Genomic DNA, 18,601 nt, shown 5'->3' with positions numbered 1-18,601 from the left:
TATGCAGTTAGCAGTCTGATGTATTATTTAAATTTATCAGGGTTGTTCATCATATAATTGATGAGTTTCCCTATTTCCTTACTTTTATTCTGCAATTCTACAAGTTTCTCTTCAGAAATATATTTGCATGCTAAAGCAAAATCTAACCAAAGTTGCGTTTCGGAGTTTTCACTATCAGCATCAGACAGTTTACTTTTAAAATGTTTTTCATCTGTTAATATTTATTGTTTTTAGAGGTCAGATGCGATGCCCTAATTATCACATATCGGTTGGGTTTACAACTTTTGTAAACGGGCATTTCATATTGCCTCTTTCTGTAACTTTCAGCTATCGCTGAACATGTCGTTCTACTCGAGCGAACCATTTGAGACGTTAAGCCAAACATTTCGGACTTTGGAAAATCTTTAGTTAAATGAAAAATTTCAATTACTAAATCAAACCCCTTTTTGTAAGCTAATAATGTTTTAAATGACATTTATTTAATTTTTTCTTGACTGCAAACTGCTTACTTCTATCGGGGGCTTAGCCAACCTATTCATAAGCTCTGGGATTTTATTATAAAATAACTGAATAATCCTGTGTGGGGCCAATACGTAGTCTTGTTTTAAAACGTCATCCCATTTTTGAAGCGTTTGCTTATTGAAAAAGCTACCCTCTTTAAATTCACCTCTAGATCTTACCTCATCTATTTTTAAGGAAATAGCATAGGACTCCAATGGAATTTCCTTTTTCCCTATGCTTTCTAAAATGGCATGGGTCAATTCGTTTTCATCTTTTGCAAATACATTGTGTATGGGGCCTAAATCGATACGCTTTAGATACTTTGGAGATACTTTGGGTAACCGTCTGTCGATGGCATAAGCCATAGTGTCTAAGGTCATATCCCTATCGGCTACAGTCTGTAAAACTTGGTAAATTTTATCTTTATAATCGTTTATTTCATCTCCATCATAATCAAAATACATATAACAAATAAATGGCCGGTTGTGGGACACATCATAAAAGCTCCAACTTGTTAAATACCCTTCTTCTGAATGTTTTGGAGCAGCTAGAATCTTTCCTTGTACAAAGCGATTAAATATATAGTTCTTTTTAACCGATGTATAATACACAATGGATGCCGCCTGAAACAGTTTACTCTTTTTAATGGGTTGCTTATGATGCATTAATGTGTCCAAAAACTCTTCCTTTAGCGTCTCAATGGGCGTAAGCTTTTGTAAATAGTCTTCTCGCAGTTCTAAATCGTTAAACAAGTATCTAAACTCTAAATAGTTGGGGAAACCGGAATCTGTTAAATCTACTTTCATATTATCCTCTTCATCGTACATGTATTTTATGCGCATAGCTTCTATAGAATACAACAACAGGTCGCAATATTGCTTAAACAACAATACTTCCTGCTGATTGCACAACCCCTGCCTTTGTACTATAACTATCAATTCCTTTAAGGCAAAATCTATCATTCGATGGTAAAAGATATATTGCTTTTTAGAATCGAGTATGGCTGAATCTAATGGTGTTACTATGTGATTAATTGACATGTTTCAATTGATAATTAACAATTGTTGGTTGATTTGCGTTAAGGATTGAAGCGATATCCTTTTTATAATGGATTCTTGTGTGTCACATTGAGCTTTCCTGTGCTGAGCATAGTCGAAGTATCGAAGTGAAGGTAGAAATCCATTATAAAAAGATTTAGCGAAAAGCCTGACCCTGACGGTAAAGGTCAGGGAAACGCCCCAATTATTTTAAGACAACAAATCGTCTTCTCCAGCTTCTGGCTTAGGATTTCCTGTTGGTTCGCCATCATTCGATGGTTTGCTGGCATCGGCTTTGTAATAATCTTCAAAAAGCTCTTTCATATCAATACCGTAACGTTCGGCAAAATTCTTTTGTATTTCACCATCCTTAGCCCTAATTTCCTGCAATGCTTCGGCATAACTACTATAAACCCCTTGCATTACTTTTTCATGAACTGGAATATTATCCATCATATCCTGACGTGCCTTAGCACTTGCGGTATGCATCGAGGCCAATGTTTCACCTATATGCTCATCGGTTTTAACACCTAAATGCTCTAAAATGGCTGCAAATTCTTGATCTGTCCTTGCTTTTAAAGCTACTACGTAACCGTCGTAATATTTTAAACGTTCTTCGGTATCACTTTTCAACTTAGCTCGGTGTGTTTGCAAATTACTTCTTAAGGAAGTTAAAACCTTAATAGTTAAATTATGCTTGTGCACAAAGCTATCTTTACTTGCTGCCAATGTGGTATAGGCGTTTTTAAGTCCTTCTAATTCTTCCACTTTCTGTTCTAGCTCTGTTACCTTACCAATGGCTTGGGCATATTCAGTAGATTGTTTATCGGCGATATCTTCCAACTCTTGTCTAGCCTGTTTAAGCAAGGCATACTGCTCTTCGAGTTTGGCCTCTACTTCTTTTTTCTTTTCTAAGGCTTTTGTATGGTTTTTGGTCGCTTCTACAATGGCATCCTGTAATTTATCCTCAACCTCCTTTATTTCAACTTCACGGTCCTTTAAACGTGTTACCGCAGCTTGCGATTTATAGGACAGTTCACTTAAAAGGGTTTGCACATCGGCCTTTTCTATACGTTCCTGGAACATGGCTTTGGCCTTATTATCGGCTGCTGCTCGGGTTTTTTCTGCTACTTTAAGAGCTTCTTGGGCATTTTTTATTTTGCTTTTTCGTCCCCATAGGTTATTCCACCAAGTATCTGGTTTTGCTTCGGCATCTTCTAATTCTATCCTTGCCCGCTCCAATGCTTTTTGTGCATCGTCAATAACTTTTTGCTCTGTGGCATTTAAGGATGAAAATTTTTCAAAAATAATACCTACCTCGTCTTGATAATCGGTGAGATCCTTAATGGCATCCAAAAGCGTAGTCCTGTCTTTTTCTGCCATTTGCACTACATCGTCTAGAGTAGCATTTAATATTTTTTGACGTACTTCTGGATCGTCCTCTTGAGACAGTTTAGACTTCATCGTGTCTATGGCTTTCCCCCAATTAACATCTACTTTTTCGGTTTTTTCGTTTGAAGTTGTTTCTAGTAAATCAAAATCATCAGACATAGTATGGTTTTATTTTAAGGTTGAACAATTTTATAAACAAGCAATTTCTATAAAAAAAATCATTTCTGAAAGTAAAAAGATAGTAAGTTTTAGATTTTTCTTTCAAGATATAGCGTTCTATTTAATAGGTATAAATAATGGTATAAACGTTACATTTCAATATCCCTTTTTTAGAAAAAACACCTTTATGATTTTTATAACAAAGCCTATAATATAGTTGCTTAACCAGTAAGAATACTATATATTTGTAAGAATGTATTACATTAACCAATGCTAATGATGTTTAATTTGCCTTCAATACTTCTTATTAGCCAAAGCGATATTGTTACCATACTGATTATCGTGTTGGTCTTTTTTGGAATTCTTTTACTATTAGGGATTAGGAAATCCTATAAGTTGAAAAAGGAGAACGAACGTTTGGATAAACTAAGCAATGACTTAGCCAATAAGGAGGACAAATATGAAGACTTTACTGAAGGGCACATGTACCAAAACAAAGAGAATTAAACTTTTATTATGGCTTCACAAGTTTTATTATTTTTTATCATCACCTTTTTTGTTGAATTAATTTACTATAGAATAGTACTAGGTTACCAATGGAAAAACGGAATAAAACGGTTTAACAAAAATAGGGACATTATCATGAAGCTCTCCCTAAAAAATTACGTATTAGGATCTGGGCATCTTTACGAATAGTTATTTTTTGACATCTATAAATAAAAAAAGCGGGCCTTAGTAAAGCCCGCCTTTTAATAATCTATCGTACTAACTTTTTATACTTTATACGTTTCGGCATTAAATCGCCTCCAAGTCGTTTCTTCTTGTTTTCTTCATAATCGCTAAAACTTCCTTCGAAGAAATACACTTGGCTATCGCCTTCAAATGCTAAGATATGGGTACAGATCCTATCCAAAAACCAACGGTCGTGACTAATAACAACGGCACATCCAGCAAAATTCTCCAAACCTTCTTCTAAGGCCCGCAACGTATTCACGTCAAGATCGTTTGTAGGCTCATCTAAAAGCAATACATTCCCTTCTTCTTTAAGTGTCATTGCCAAATGCAAACGGTTACGCTCTCCTCCAGACAGCAGTTTTACCTTCTTGTTTTGCTCACTGCCCGAAAAATTAAAACGGCTTAAATAAGCTCTGGAATTTACTTGTCGGCCTCCCATCATAATCAACTCTTGTTCATCACTAAAGTTTTGCCAAATGGTTTTTTCGGGATCTATATTGGAATGGCTTTGGTCTACATAAGCTATTTTAGCGGTATCACCAACAACAAACTCCCCTTTATCTGGGGTCTCCTCACCCATAATCATTCTAAAAATCGTGGTTTTACCAGCACCGTTCGGACCAATAACCCCTACTATTCCTGCTTGCGGTAATTTAAAGTTTAAATCCTCATATAACAACTTGTCCTCATAACCCTTGCTAACACCTTTAGCTTCAATAACATTAGTACCTAAACGAGGGCCGTTAGGAATGTATATCTCCAATTTTTCGTCCAATTGCTTTTGATCCTGACTTAATAGTTTATCGTAATTGCTTAAACGCGCTTTCTGCTTAGCCTGGCGGCCTTTAGGTGCCATACGTACCCATTCCAACTCACGCTCTAAGGTTTTTTGACGCTTACTAGCCTGCTTTTGTTCTTGTGCCAATCGTTTTGATTTTTGGTCCAACCAAGACGAATAATTCCCTTTCCAAGGAATACCTTCACCTCTATCCAACTCTAAAATCCAACCCGCTACATTATCTAAAAAATACCTATCGTGCGTTACAGCTATAACCGTTCCCTTATATTGTGCTAAATGATGTTCCAACCAATGTACCGATTCGGCATCCAAATGGTTGGTAGGCTCATCCAACAATAGCACATCTGGTTCTTGAAGCAATAAACGGCATAAAGCCACCCTACGGCGTTCACCTCCAGAAAGCACACCTATTTTTTTATCACCATCTGGAGTACGCAAAGCATCCATAGCTATTTCCAGTTTGGTATCCAGTTCCCAGGCATTAGCAGCATCTATTTGATCTTGAAGCTCTGCTTGTCTGTTCATTAATTTCTCCATCTTATCTGGATCTGAATACACCTCTTCCAATCCAAACATGTCATTAATTTTGTTGTACTCGTCAAGGATGGCAACAGTTTCGGCCGCTCCTTCCCTAACAACTTCCAAAACGGTCTTCTCACTATCCAGTTGCGGTTCCTGCTCTAAATAGCCAACGGTGTAACCGGGTGCGAAAACCACATCGCCCTGATAATTTTTTTCTACCCCTGCAATAATCTTTAATAATGTGGACTTACCAGATCCGTTAAGTCCTAAAATACCAATTTTTGCCCCGTAGAAGAAACTCAAATAAATGTTTTTGAGTACGGGCGTATTGGCACTCTGAAATGTCTTGGTGACACCAGACATTGAAAAAATTACTTTCTTATCGTCGCTCATTATTTTTTATTTTTTTGTAGTTGAAGTACTCAAAATTACTATTCATCAAGAACAGGCAACTTCGAGAACCGCTTTTACCTCATTAACTATACTCTTCCTTTTAAAGCATTAAACACCCATGCATTGGCTAAAAACCCAATTCCTACCGAGGCAAATCCCCAGCCCGCTATATCGTCATATCTAAAAGCCCCTAAGGCTATCAATGCCAATCCTACAAAAATCATTATCCATGTGGCCCAAGCCAAAACTGTATTTTTATTCATTGCCATAATCTTTTTCGTTTGGTTATTTAAATAACGACAAATATCGCATTTTTAAACAAAAAAACATCCCGTTTATGGGATGTTTATAATTCGATTAAAAAAATGATATTTAAAAACTCATGGGAACTTCAATAAATAGCAAACCAGAATCTTCTTGTGCACTTATTTGAAACGTATCGGTTTCTGAAACACCTATGGCATCCCGTGTTTTTAAAGTATTATCTTCTACTGTAACATTACCGTGGATATTCATTAGGTAAACCCCTGAATTGGGATACTTTACCTCATATTCAAAATTGGTATTAGCATCCATATCTATTCTGGAAATTACAGCATCCTGGTGAATTTTTAAACTGCCCTCATGACTATCTTCCATTGAAGTCACCAATGTTTGGAGCTTATTTTTTCTGTCACTTTCTGAAAATGTTTTTTGATCGTATCTGGGCGACACATGCTGTTTGCTGGGTATTATCCAAATTTGAAACAAACTTAAATGCTCGGTTTCCGAACCATTAATTTCAGAATGTTGTATGCCGGTTCCTGCACTCATTACTTGTACTTCCCCTGGCAAAATTGGTTGCCACACCTCGTGCATATTATCCCTGTGTTTTAGAACCCCTTTTAGCGGAATGGTTATAATTTCCATATTATCATGCGGATGGGTTCCAAATCCCATTTTAGGTGCAATAACATCGTCGTTTAATACCCGTAATGCTCCGAAATGGATTTTCTCAGGATCATAGAAACCGGCAAAACTAAATGAATGGTTGGCCTGCAACCACCCATGGCTTGCAAAGCCTCTAGTTTCTGCTTTGTGAACTACTGTTTTCATCTTAATTTCCTTTCTTCTCTAATTGTTAATTTTGCTAAGTGCGATTATTAACCTAGCCACGAATACACAAATTTTTTAATCTTATTATACTTATATGTATAGTTTTTAACATTGTGCCTAAGTCTTCTGCCCTTAATTAATTTTATAAAGACAATAGCACAACATACTGCAATCTGAACACTGAACACTGAATACTGAACAATGTTACTACTATCTTATTTTATCTAGTAGGTCACTTAGCTTTGAAGCTTCTTCTTCGGTTAGGTTTTCCAATAAATCGTCTTTTAAATCTTTAGCTATGCTATCTAAAAGTTCCAATCCTTGCGGTGTAATTTCAATGTGCACTACCCGCCTATCGTCTGGACAAGCCAATCTACCTATTAATTGTTTAGCACAAAGTTTGTCCATTAACCTTGTTGCATTGGGAGACCGCTCAATCATCCGCTCTTTTATGGTTTGTACTTTAATTGGCTTTCCCGCACCTTTTAAAATTCTAAGAATGTTAAATTGTTGTGGTGAAATACCAAACGACTTAAAAAAATCATTTTGCAAGCTATTTATCCAATTGGCAGTATAAATAATATTAATCATGGCCTTTACCTTGTTGTTTGGAAATGCTGAATTAATATCTTTTGAAATATCTCCCATATACTCTGTTTTTCTCCGTTTTTAAATAGAAATAATCATTAACTGGCCCTAGAAATTGCTTGAAGCGCTTCTTGAAATTTCTCTACTTTCGATTTTAACTCCGCATCTAATTCATCATTAATAATTTTACCGTCTGAAAAATTAGCAGTAAACGAAGGCAATGAAAATACGTCTATAATATTGGCATTATGCCTTGGAAACCTATCTTGGGCTATACCCAAAACCGATTTAGCGCCTCGCTTCCCATCTGATGTTGCCATTAAAAGCATTGGTTTACCAAAAAAAGTTTTGCCTTCAATTCTGGACATCCAATCCAATAAATTTTTGAATACGGCAGTATATGCTCCATTATGCTCGGCAAGCGAAACCAAGATACCATCAGCAGATTTAATCTGTTCTAAAAATTTATGGGCATTTTCTGGGTGTCCAAATGCTGCTTCCTTATCTACGCTAAATAAGGGCAACTCGTAATCGTTTAAATCTAAAACTTCAACTTTAGCATGTTCTACTAAGCTTGCTGCATAAGTCACCAATTGTTTGTTTATGGATTGTTTACTACTACTACCGGCAAATGCCAAGACATATTTCATATTATTACTATTTATTTAAAACCAGCCAACAGTTACGCCTCGATAATTTCAATCTGCGCATCGGCTGCTTCCAGTTTTTCTTTGTTTTTAAACATTAACTGGTCCAATTTAACAATCTCTACATTAGTTATACCAATAAATGCCAAAAAATGTTTTATATATTTTCCGGCAAAATCGATATCGCTACCAATCTCAGTTCCGCCACTACTTACAACCACATAGGCTTTCTTGTTTTTCAATAGGCCTTCTGGACCATTTTCAGTATACCTAAAAGTTACGCCTGCCCTGGCTACCAAATCAAAATACGCCTTTAATGATGCTGGAATTCCAAAATTATAGATTGGCGTGGAGATAACCAAAGTATCGGCTTCCTTAAGCTCTTTTACCAATTGGTTCGATTTTTCCAAAAACTTTTCTTGCTCGGGGGTTCTTTCTCCTTTTACAAATAATGCCCCTAACATATCCTGATTTAAAAATGGTAAGTCTGAATACGTTGTATATCGTTTTACAACAGTCGCATCCGGATTTAGATTTTGAAGTTGCTCAAGAATCTTCGTTGAATAGGATTCTGATATGGAATCTATTCTATTGCTGCTTGAATTAATGTTTAGTATGTTCATAATAACTGTTTTTAATTATGGTACAAATATATGAAAAAAATAATTTATATTCCAAGGAATATATTTCCATGTATTATAATTTATGATTTCATTAACATAGTAGACGTGAAATTTTGAAACTTTTGTACTTTAGCATCAAACAAAAGTCGAATGGATATTAACTTCAATAAAAACGAAGATCATAATAAGCTACTACTATCCGAATTAAAGTCAAGGCTCTTAAAGGTGAAATTAGGCGGAGGAGAATCCCGCATAAAAAGCCATCAGTCTAAAGGAAAAATGACTGCCAGGGAGCGTATTGACTATATTTTGGATGATAAAAAACCAGCTATAGAAATTGCAGCTTTTGCTGGCGAGGATATGTATAAAGAGCATGGCGGATGCCCTTCAGGAGGTGTTGTTGTAAAGATAGGTTACATTAAAGACAAGCAGTGTATTGTTGTTGCCAACGATGCTACCGTTAAAGCAGGTGCTTGGTTTCCTATTACCGCGAAAAAGAATTTAAGAGCCCAAGAAATTGCTATTGAGAATAAACTGCCTATTATTTATTTGGTAGATTCTGCTGGCGTGTATTTGCCCATGCAGGACGAAATTTTTCCGGACAAGGAACATTTTGGACGTATTTTTAGAAACAATGCCATAATGAGCAGTATGGGCATTACCCAAATTGCTGCTGTTATGGGAAGCTGTGTTGCAGGAGGAGCTTATTTACCCATTATGAGTGATGAGGCTTTGATCGTTGATAAAACGGGAAGTATATTTTTAGCGGGAAGCTATTTGGTGAAAGCGGCCATTGGTGAGACGATTGATAACGAAACCCTGGGAGGTGCTACCACCCACTGTGAAGTTTCTGGGGTTACCGATTATAAAGCCAAAAATGACAAACATGCTTTAGACACTATAAAGAATATCGTCGATAAAATTGGTGATTATGATAAAGCCGGTTTCAATAGGATTGCCCCACAGAAGCCCAAAGAGAACCCAGAAGATATTTATGGTATCATCCCTAAATCCAGAGCCGATCAATACGATATGTATGATGTTATAAAACGGTTGGTGGATGATTCAGAGTTTGAAGAATACAAAGCAGGCTATGGACAAACCATTATAACCTGCTATGCCAGAATTGATGGTTGGGCGGTGGGCATCGTGGCCAATCAGCGTAAAATTATAAAAACTAAAGGCGCAAAAACCAAATCCAGCGAAATGCAATTTGGCGGAGTAATTTATAATGACAGTGCCGATAAGGCTACTCGCTTTATTGCCAATTGTAATCAGAAAAAAATACCATTAGTATTCTTGCAAGATGTAACCGGTTTTATGGTGGGCAGTAAGAGTGAGCATAGTGGCATTATTAAAGATGGCGCTAAAATGGTGAATGCCGTTAGTAATTCTGTAGTCCCAAAGTTTACTGTAATTATTGGCAATAGTTATGGTGCCGGCAACTATGCCATGTGTGGCAAAGCCTACGATCCTAGGCTTATCGTAGCTTGGCCTAGTGCCGAATTGGCTGTTATGAGTGGTAATAGTGCAGCCAAAGTATTGTTACAAATTGAAAAGGCCTCACTCGAAAAACAAGGCGAAAAAATTACACCCGAAAAAGAAGAAGCGCTATTCAATAAAATTAAAGCACGTTATGATAATCAGGTTTCCCCCTATTATGCTGCTGCCCGTATTTGGACCGATGCCATTATCGACCCGTTAGATACTAGAAAATGGTTAAGCTTAGGGATTGAAGCAGCAAATCACGCGCCAATTAAAAAGCCTTTTAACTTAGGAGTTTTGCAAGTATAATTTTAAAATCTCGTCTATTTTTCGTACCTTTTAGATTGTAAACCAACACTTTCTATTATGGGAACAATAAAATCATTAAACAAATGGGCCAATGCACATACCAATTTGCCCTTAGATTTATTACGTATAGCTCTTGGTGTCTTTTTATTTATAAAGGGCGTTAACTTTATGTCCAATAGCGAAATGCTTATGGAGCTATTCAAACCTCTACATAGTTTGGCCGGAGGGATGCTGATTGTACATTATGTAGCTCCAGCTCATTTTATAGGCGGTACTTTAATTGCTTTTGGTTTGTTAACCCGATGGGCCATATTAGCGCAAATACCTATTTTAATTGGTGCTATAGCTATTAATTTTGCTGGTGAAATGGTTGTAAACAATTTAATTTTAGCAATCATAGCCTTTTTAGTGTCCGTATTTTTTATTTTTTATGGTTCTGGTAGACATTCTGCCGACTATTATTTGAAAATGCAACAGTAAAAATCAAAGGGCCGTTTAAAAGTCACCCTTTTATCAATCTGAACTATCACACAGGGAAGTAGTCGTAATGAAGTATTATTTCTAAACTAATACCTGTTGAAAGCCAGATGCTCGATGTCCCGGAACAAGTTCGGATTAATTGTTTTTTATACTTTTGAAAACCCCTATTTTATAGTGGGTAAAATATTTTTTTAATCTTTAATTTTCGGAATTATTAGTCTTTCATTTGTATAGAGAATAATTTCATCTACTATACCGTCTTTATTTTTACGAAACTGAAATTCTACAGGTTGATTTTCATCTATAAAAAAAGTATCCTCACTTGAAGGCTTAAGCACAGTAGTGCCTTGATTTACTGTTACGGTTAGTTTTTTATCTTCAATAGCCACTGTACAAGTATCTTTACGAGTGCCCATTTCTAAATTATATTTACCTACATATTGTTCTAGGGTTGCCAGAGATAACTCAATGGCTTTATGCTTATGTTTTGTTTGGTTTAGCAACCACTCATACAACTCGGGGTCATTATAAGCTTGAACCCAGCTATTGTGGTATGTTTCTGGATAAACGGTAAATTTTACTTCATCATTAATTGGCTTCAATGCATTTATCATAGCTTCTGATGCAGAAATGGGTACAATACCATCCAGCTTACCATGAAAACACCATACAGGCATATGCCTTAGCTTCCAAACCTCTTTTGGGTTTCCTCCTCCACAAATAGGGACAATAGCAGCAAACATTTCTGGGTATTTCTGTGCCAGTTTCCAGGTGCCATAGCCTCCCATACTCAAACCTGTTAAATATACTCTATCGGTATCTACCCTATGTTTGCTTATAACATCATTTATCATTTGGTATAGAATATCTTCATCCCAACCTCTTTTGGCTTGAGGTGAAATAATAATAAAAGGAAACGTTTTGCCTTGTTCCACCAACATCGTCGGACCATGAACCTTGACTTTTTCTAAATCTTCACCTCTTTCACCTGAACCGTGCAAAAAAATCATTAATGGCCATTTCTTTTCTGTATTCGTATCGTAATCCTCTGGTAGGTATTTTAAATACTGTTGCTCTATGATAAATTTTTCACTCGATTGCTGAGCCATAGTTAATTGCATTCCTAAAATCCATAATACCAGATACGCCTTAAATTTCATAAAATAAACAATTGGTTAATTCATAAATATAATGGATTGAAACATGAGTTTTTTAAATTCTATGTTAAATTATTTACAAACCCTGATAAGAAGACACCAACCTAATAAACTCTGCCCTGTAGCCTTCCCGGTCTTCTCCTCTTCCCTTGTTTGCTAGGTCTATAACATCTTCCAATGTTGCATTATTATAGTACCTTGACTGTCGCAATTGCATACCAAACAATGCTACTGCCGATGCAAAATTAAAATCTGGTGACGCTTGGCTCATTTCATCTTTTTGCACATGTAACATTTCTATACTTTGGTCTTCACTTGGCTTTTTATATCTAAATTTAACCGTAAACAATTCGTCCGAAAAATTGGAATTGGTTTGTGATTTAGTATATTTTAAATCGGCTACATCCTTTAAATAATCACTTTTAACGCCAACAGGGATTACTTCGTATAAAGCAGTTACCGTATGTCCGCTACCTAATTCCCCTGCATCTTTGGTATCATCCACAAAATCTTCATCGGCCAACATTCTGTTTTCATATCCTATTAATCGATAGGCTTGTACTTTTTTTGGATTGAATTCAATTTGGATTTTAACGTCTTTAGCTATAGTAAATAGAGTTCCTCCAAATTCTTTTCCAAATACCTTTTGAGCTTCCTGCATGTTGTCTATATAAGCGTGGTTTCCGTTACCTTTGTCTGCCAGCGTTTCTAATTTCGAATCTTTATAATTGCCATATCCAAACCCTAAAACAGAAAGAAACACCCCAGATTTTCGTTTTTCTTCAATGAGTTGCTCCATCGCTTTATCGCTGGAAGCGCCAACATTAAAATCGCCATCGGTTGCTAAAATCACCCTATTATTCCCATGTTTTTTAAAGTGCTTCTCCGCTAATTTATAAGCCAATGTTATGCCAGCGCCACCAGCTGTTGAGCCTCCTGAACTTAGATTATCCAACGCGCCAATAATTTTCTCTTTTTGGTTTCCAGAAGTAGGTTCTAACACAACACCGGCAGCTCCTGCATAAACAACAATGGACACCTTATCTTTTTCTCGAAGCTGATTAACTAACAACTTAAATGCTTGCTTTAGTAATGGTAGTTTATTTTGAGAACCCATTGAACCGGAAACATCTATTAAAAAGGTTAGATTGGATGCTGGCAATTCTTCATTCAAGAATGTTTTTCCCTGAAGCCCAATTCTAACCAGTTTAGTGTCCTTATTCCAGGGTGTCTTGGACACTTCAGTAGTTATCGAAAATGGGTGTTCGCCAGTAGGTTGCGGATAATTATAGTTGAAATAATTAATCATTTCTTCAATCTTAACGGCATCTGGTTCAACCACCATACCGTTATTGATCATACGGCGAATATTACTATAGGAAGCTTTATCAACGTCAATCGAAAAGGTTGATAGCGGCGATAATGTGGTTCTTTCAAAAGTATTTTCCTCTATAACCGCATAACTTTCGTTATTCTCTATCCTAAAATTACCGTGGTGCGTGGTAATTACTATACAGCCGTTTTTGGCAATCCTCCCAAACTTCTTCTTGGCTTCAGCGCCGTCATATTCCGTTTTACTATCAATATCCTTTTTGGGTAAGCTATTAACAACATGATTATGCTCTTTTTTAACGGGCACACCATCAACTATATACAAGGGCTCTTTATCTACTTGGCTTTTATTGTTATTTGTTGATATAAGAATAACACCATTACTGGCTCGACTACCATAAATAGCTATGGCATTGCTGTCTTTTAGCACATTAACATCCTTTATTTCATTTGGATTTAAATGTTCAATATCATCAAAACTTGACAAAACGCCATCAACAACCACTAAAGGTTTTTTCTTGTTAGAAATAGATGCAGCACCGCGAATTAATATACGGGAGCTGGTTCCTACATTTGCATCACTTACTTGTAGCCCTGCTACGTTCCCTTGTAACGCTTTGGATGTTGTTGTAGACTGAATTTGACTTGCTAATTGGTTATGATAGGCTTTTTGTTTTTGACGCCTTAGTTGAGAGGCAGAGACAGCCGTTACAGCACCAACCACCTCTCTTCGTTTTTGGGTGCAATAACCTACAACCACAACTTCTTCTAATTGAGCAGCATCTGCCTGTAATGCTACCGATATGGTGTTTAACTTACCCACCTTGCGCTCTACGGTAACATATCCTACATACGAAAACACTAAAACATCAGTATTTTCAGCTTTGATTTCGTATAAACCGTCAAAGTCCGTTTGGGTTCCTATAGTTGAGCCTTTTACCATAATATTGGCACCTGGAAGCGGATGTCCGGACTCATCGGTTACCTTGCCTACAATTAATCGTTCTTGAGCTTGGGCTTGCATTAAAAAAGCGAATACAAATAACATGTTGAGTAGTGATTTCATAATTGATAATTTTAAAGTTTAGCTTAAAACTAAACCCTACAATTATGATATAAAACCTACAATGAGTAAAGTAACCTTTTTGTTGAGTAAAACTATCTATTTAATAAGGCCAATGTTTTTGAACGCTGAATTTTCCCCGTTTTAGTTTCTATAAATTTAGGAAGCGTAAAAATTTGCTTTGGTATTTCGTACTTATGAAGCGATTTAAGTTTCTTGATAGCACTTGAAACTTCAACAGTATCTAAACCATCATGCTCAATGACCAGTATAACCTGCTCCCCTAATTGATCGTCTGGAAGGGAAGTCACAAAAAAACGTTGCTTAATAACTTCGGAAAGTTTTTGTTCTATGAGCTCTGGAAACAGTTTGACCCCTCCTGAATTAATAACGTTATCGTAACGCCCAAGCCATTCAAACGTCGTTTTGGAATGCAATTCAACAACATCATTAGTCACTATTTTATTATCAGAAAGTTTGGGTGCATCTATAACCAAGCAATTTCGTTTATCTTGGGATACGGTAACATGAGGCAGGGTTTCAAAAAAAGCTGTTTTGCCTTGTTTTTCTGCTGAAAAATTATTCAACTTTTTAATAGCGATATGGGTTACGGTTTCAGTCATTCCATAGGTTTCAAAAGCGTGAACTTGTTTATGTTTCAACCTTTCTTTTAAAAACTGACTAACCTGTCCTCCGCCTATGATTAGAGTTTTCAATAGATCCATATCATCTAAGGAGTTTTCAACTTGAAACGGTGTCATTGCCGAAAATTGATACGTCTTGCCTATATCTATAAGTGGTTTAGAACTGGGTGAAACCACATCTAATTTAAGTCCTAAAATAATGGCTCGTATAAGCATCATTTTGCCCGCTATAAAATTTGAGGGCAAACAATGCAAGGCCGTATCTCCTGGTCTTAAATTAAAAAAATCTCCTGTAGCTATGGCCGAATTCACCATAGCTTGCTTTTTTATCTTAATTGGTTTTGGCGCTCCTGTTGAGCCTGAAGTTTGAACAACAATATAATCTTTGCCGTCTAACCAATCGAGTAAAAAAACACCTAATGCTTGCTGATATGGCTCCCCTTCTTTAATAAAACTATAGGCAACATCATTAAGATCTTCATAAGAATAATATTTGCCGTTTAACTCAAATTTTAGGTGTACGTTTTTAAATGTTGGATACATAAAACTCAATAACTTTAACACGGTTTGGTTTAGGCTCTTAAACAATAATTCTAAGGTTTTTAGAAATAGAACCGTATCGTGTTTCGAAATTAATGAATTTATTATAATGTATACCTAATTACGGACTTTAGTTTAGTTATAATAGATAAACAAATGCATTACTCTACAAACTGGAATGTGGTCACTACAAAGCCATGGTCTGACGGATATGGAATTTCCACACCGTTAATTTTAAGAGGGTCTCCTAAGTGTGCTTTATAGGATTCCGACTTAACAGCTTTCAATTTTGGTCCTTTGTAGTAGATATAGTCAATTCTATGTTCATCTTTTTTGCCTTTAGTATCCCAAGTTATTCCGGGATGTGACATCACATCAGGGTTTAGGGTTCTATAAGTATCTATCAGCCCCATGTCTTCCAATACTTTGGTAGCATACCAAGGCACTACTAAATTATTGTGTATAGCCATGGTACTTTCTTTCCAATCTAAATGCGATGGTGTGTTCATATCTCCTCCAAAGATCATTGGAATGCTATCTGTTTGTGATGCATATTCTTTGAGATATGGCAGTACTTTTTGAATCATATCATACTTAGGCCCTGTCTGTTCCCAAGCCAGCAATTCCTCTGAGGTCTTACCCATGGTTTCTGGTGCATCATCCCAAGGTAAATAATGAAACCAATTTGAAAAAAGTCTAATGGTTTGGTCTTTAATAACGACCTCTCTTCCTCCCAAATAAAAAGGATGCTCTGTATCTATACGTTTACCAAAAGGAAATTTGGAAAAGATAGACAAATTAACATTTTTATTGTCGAGTGCAGTTCCTTCTGGTGCAATTAAATGAAAATGATACCCGAGTGAATCGGCTATTTTTTTGCCCGATCCATAGGTTTCGACCATCAGAATGATATCGGGATCTACTTGACTTATTATTTCAATAACATGATCGCTTCCGTTAGGTATATCATTTCCGCCATGTAGTATGTTCCATGCCATAATCTTAAAATTATAAGGCTTCTCTTGTGTTTTGCAACTTACTAGAAACAAGGTTAAAACTAAAAGGCAATACGTAATTTTTTTCATCTTTATGGCTTTATTGTTAATGTCAATATAACTTATTTATTGAAAATATTGGTTTTTATATAGAATCACTCTAGTATTTTTTAAGTGCTTGCATAATGATGCTTTCTTTTTCTTGTGGAGGCAAACTATATTGGTGTTTATAGATAGCACCATCCCAATCGCCATACATGGCATTTGGAAATACAATAAATCGATTCCCAAACTTAGATGCATTTTCCCGTACCTTATCATTGCGTTCTTCCAACGGCTTTTTATCGAAAACAGCACTAAAGTCACTAAGGTTATCCCCTAGCAATAAAAGGATTTCATAGTTATTAGATACTTTTTCTCTTCTGAGTTTTTTACTGGACGTAGTAGTTTTCATGGTCAGATGATCATCTGTCGCATCAGGGAACCCCCATCGCTGTAAATCCTTTAATGTGGCTCCTCTTTCTTCTTCGAGACGGTTGGTGATATAAAAAACAGCTACGCCTTTGCTTTTTGCATATTGAAAAAACGATAATGCACCTGGAACGGTATCGCAATCTACCCTTGCGGTCCACTCTACCCATGAAGGATCACTATACTCTGCATTATGTATGGCTTGATGCACTTGATATGGACTGTTATCCAATACTGTTTCGTCTATATCTGTGACTATTGCCAATGGTTTATCGAAGGGCTGCTGTATTAAATCGTCCAATCTCATATGTGCCAAGTTATAGGCTTGATGGCATAAGGCTTTATATTCTCCTGCCTTTTGTTGCCATGCCGCCGCCCAGGCTGGCCCTTTTAATACCATTGGAGCATCTTGTGCTGTACTTACGGTACTTTGCTGTACTTTACATGATGTTAAACTTATCAAAAAAATGTATATATATAAGTAAATTGGTTTGGATTGTCTTAACATGTCTATAGTTCTTTGGAATAAATATTTGCATGCTTAATAAGCATGTGGATAATAAGTGTTTGTAAGGCTTCCATCGTCAAATAACTCGATGATAGTATATCCTGGAGGTGTTTCATGATACCAACATTTTCCTGCCGATTCTTCATCGCCTACACCCCACCAGAAACCGCTCATGGAACCATTACAATAATAACTCACATCGTTATAGACTGCTTTATCCAATAGGTGCATGTGGCCACTAATGCAGTGTATGCTTTTGTCTCTGTGCTTATAGAATAATTTGGTAATATACTTACTATCGGTATGGCTACCGCCATATGGAATGGTACTCACTCCCAAAATAGGGTAATGTGTCATAACCAATACAAAGGCTTTATGTGGTAAAGCTTGCAGTTCCTGTTCCAGCCAATCGCGTTGTTCATCATCCAACGCCCCTGCATTTTTATTATTGCTATCCAAAACAATAAAATGCCAATCGTTTTTCTTGAAGCTATAGTATCTTTTGGGGATTTCCAGGTTCTTTACAACATAGTCTTTGCCATACATAGCGTCGCTCTTATCTGGTGCTGCCCACCACATATCATGGTTACCCAAGCAACTGTACATATGGTATGTGTCAAATTCTTTTCTAAGTTCCTTCCAAACATCCCATTGCTTGATCACTTGCTCTCTTGTAATATGCCCATAATCGGCAGCCATAATGGTATCGCCCCCATTCAGAAAAAAATCAACTTGATGCTTTTTTATGTCTTCCAGGCATTTTTTAAAACGCTCAGGAGCATTATTATCAGTAGAAATATGGATATCTGTAATATGTGCTACTTTTAAAAGCTTTTTACGTTTTTTGTTAATGGAACTTTCTTGTGACAGCACAATGGGAGACATAGCTAGCATCCCCATAGATGCCCCTATTTTTTTTAAAGCCGATCTCCGTTTTTCGTTAAATTTCTTTTCCACTTTCTTCTTTTTGAATATTAAATCTTTTATATAATCTATTGTTCGATTTGATAAGTACTTGTATCCAAACCTATCGGAAAACTGTTCTCGATACATACCGACAGTAAATGTCGGCATACTCGAACTGACATTTATTTAAACCGAATAGTTTAAAACGAACAACAAATCA

20 protein-coding genes are annotated in these 18,601 nt (G+C 36.4%); 4 read left to right on the top strand and 16 right to left on the bottom strand.

Translation table 11 applies throughout. The annotated features are described in order from the left end of the window. Window positions 1-23: 23 nt before the first annotated feature. The 4 genes from MR062_RS17700 to MR062_RS11965 all read right to left on the bottom strand — a co-directional run bounded on the left by MR062_RS17700 (window position 24) and on the right by MR062_RS11965 (window position 3,089). Entirely contained in the window at window positions 24-188 is a 165-nt protein-coding gene (locus tag MR062_RS17700) for a four helix bundle protein (protein ID WP_317235826.1), read from the bottom strand. A gap of 26 nt (window positions 189-214) precedes the next feature. After that, the gene (locus tag MR062_RS17695) at window positions 215-475 is read right to left on the bottom strand and encodes a four helix bundle protein (protein WP_317235821.1); all 261 of its coding nucleotides are present in this window, start codon (window positions 473-475) and stop codon (window positions 215-217) included. A 4-nt stretch (window positions 476-479) separates the two neighbouring features. Continuing rightward, window positions 480-1,541, bottom strand: a complete 1,062-nt coding sequence (locus MR062_RS11970; RefSeq protein WP_242204554.1) for a hypothetical protein — start codon at window positions 1,539-1,541, stop codon at window positions 480-482. Window positions 1,542-1,748: 207 nt separating this feature from the next. Then, window positions 1,749-3,089, bottom strand: coding sequence for a microtubule-binding protein (locus MR062_RS11965; RefSeq protein WP_242204552.1), 1,341 nt, complete (start codon window positions 3,087-3,089; stop codon window positions 1,749-1,751). Window positions 3,090-3,365: 276 nt separating this feature from the next. Here MR062_RS11965 and MR062_RS11960 point away from each other — a divergent pair, with 276 nt between their 5' ends. Further along, complete coding sequence (locus MR062_RS11960; protein WP_242204550.1) at window positions 3,366-3,596, top strand: hypothetical protein; 231 nt, start codon at window positions 3,366-3,368, stop codon at window positions 3,594-3,596. A 9-nt stretch (window positions 3,597-3,605) separates the two neighbouring features. Further along, a complete protein-coding gene (locus MR062_RS11955) occupies window positions 3,606-3,785 on the top strand; it encodes a hypothetical protein (RefSeq protein WP_242204548.1) in 180 nt (59 codons plus the stop codon). A gap of 61 nt (window positions 3,786-3,846) precedes the next feature. Here the strand turns inward: MR062_RS11955 and ettA are convergent, their stop codons facing one another. From ettA to MR062_RS11925, 6 genes are all read right to left on the bottom strand, one after another. Further along, a complete protein-coding gene (ettA, locus tag MR062_RS11950) occupies window positions 3,847-5,538 on the bottom strand; it encodes an energy-dependent translational throttle protein EttA (protein WP_242204546.1) in 1,692 nt (563 codons plus the stop codon). Between the two features lie 86 nt (window positions 5,539-5,624). Continuing rightward, on the bottom strand, window positions 5,625-5,807 hold the full coding sequence (locus MR062_RS11945) for a CAL67264 family membrane protein (protein WP_242204544.1): 183 nt from the start codon (window positions 5,805-5,807) through the stop codon (window positions 5,625-5,627). Between the two features lie 103 nt (window positions 5,808-5,910). After that, the gene (locus MR062_RS11940) at window positions 5,911-6,633 is read right to left on the bottom strand and encodes a pirin family protein (RefSeq protein ID WP_242204542.1); all 723 of its coding nucleotides are present in this window, start codon (window positions 6,631-6,633) and stop codon (window positions 5,911-5,913) included. 210 nt (window positions 6,634-6,843) lie between these two features. After that, on the bottom strand, window positions 6,844-7,281 hold the full coding sequence (locus MR062_RS11935; RefSeq protein ID WP_242204540.1) for a MarR family winged helix-turn-helix transcriptional regulator: 438 nt from the start codon (window positions 7,279-7,281) through the stop codon (window positions 6,844-6,846). Between the two features lie 38 nt (window positions 7,282-7,319). Then, entirely contained in the window at window positions 7,320-7,871 is a 552-nt protein-coding gene (locus MR062_RS11930) for an NADPH-dependent FMN reductase (RefSeq protein WP_242204537.1), read from the bottom strand. Between the two features lie 32 nt (window positions 7,872-7,903). Further along, the gene (locus MR062_RS11925; protein ID WP_242204535.1) at window positions 7,904-8,491 is read right to left on the bottom strand and encodes an FMN-dependent NADH-azoreductase; all 588 of its coding nucleotides are present in this window, start codon (window positions 8,489-8,491) and stop codon (window positions 7,904-7,906) included. A gap of 150 nt (window positions 8,492-8,641) precedes the next feature. Here MR062_RS11925 and MR062_RS11920 point away from each other — a divergent pair, with 150 nt between their 5' ends. After that, on the top strand, window positions 8,642-10,285 hold the full coding sequence (locus MR062_RS11920) for an acyl-CoA carboxylase subunit beta (protein ID WP_242204533.1): 1,644 nt from the start codon (window positions 8,642-8,644) through the stop codon (window positions 10,283-10,285). 57 nt (window positions 10,286-10,342) lie between these two features. Next, the gene (locus MR062_RS11915; protein WP_242204531.1) at window positions 10,343-10,765 is read left to right on the top strand and encodes a DoxX family protein; all 423 of its coding nucleotides are present in this window, start codon (window positions 10,343-10,345) and stop codon (window positions 10,763-10,765) included. A gap of 191 nt (window positions 10,766-10,956) precedes the next feature. Here MR062_RS11915 and MR062_RS11910 read toward each other — a convergent pair whose 3' ends face one another. The 6 genes from MR062_RS11910 to MR062_RS11885 all read right to left on the bottom strand — a co-directional run bounded on the left by MR062_RS11910 (window position 10,957) and on the right by MR062_RS11885 (window position 18,549). Further along, complete coding sequence (locus MR062_RS11910; RefSeq protein WP_242204529.1) at window positions 10,957-11,925, bottom strand: DUF3471 domain-containing protein; 969 nt, start codon at window positions 11,923-11,925, stop codon at window positions 10,957-10,959. Window positions 11,926-11,998: 73 nt separating this feature from the next. Then, window positions 11,999-14,320 (bottom strand): VWA domain-containing protein, encoded by a 2,322-nt coding sequence (locus MR062_RS11905; RefSeq protein WP_242204527.1) that lies wholly within the window; start codon window positions 14,318-14,320, stop codon window positions 11,999-12,001. Window positions 14,321-14,412: 92 nt separating this feature from the next. Beyond that, the gene (locus MR062_RS11900) at window positions 14,413-15,504 is read right to left on the bottom strand and encodes an AMP-binding protein (RefSeq protein WP_242204525.1); all 1,092 of its coding nucleotides are present in this window, start codon (window positions 15,502-15,504) and stop codon (window positions 14,413-14,415) included. 158 nt (window positions 15,505-15,662) lie between these two features. Further along, window positions 15,663-16,499: an endonuclease/exonuclease/phosphatase family protein gene (locus MR062_RS11895; protein ID WP_242204523.1), complete on the bottom strand. Its 837-nt coding sequence runs from the start codon at window positions 16,497-16,499 to the stop codon at window positions 15,663-15,665. 157 nt (window positions 16,500-16,656) lie between these two features. Then, window positions 16,657-17,430 (bottom strand): 5'-nucleotidase, lipoprotein e(P4) family, encoded by a 774-nt coding sequence (locus tag MR062_RS11890; RefSeq protein WP_242204521.1) that lies wholly within the window; start codon window positions 17,428-17,430, stop codon window positions 16,657-16,659. 78 nt (window positions 17,431-17,508) lie between these two features. Further along, complete coding sequence (locus MR062_RS11885) at window positions 17,509-18,549, bottom strand: metallophosphoesterase family protein (RefSeq protein ID WP_242204519.1); 1,041 nt, start codon at window positions 18,547-18,549, stop codon at window positions 17,509-17,511. Between the last annotated feature and the right edge of the window lie 52 nt (window positions 18,550-18,601).

Origin of the sequence: Aestuariivivens insulae, assembly GCF_022662195.1 — a bacterium.
Lineage (GTDB): Bacteria > Bacteroidota > Bacteroidia > Flavobacteriales > Flavobacteriaceae > Aestuariivivens > Aestuariivivens insulae.
This window is presented reverse-complemented; position numbering and strand designations above follow the sequence as displayed.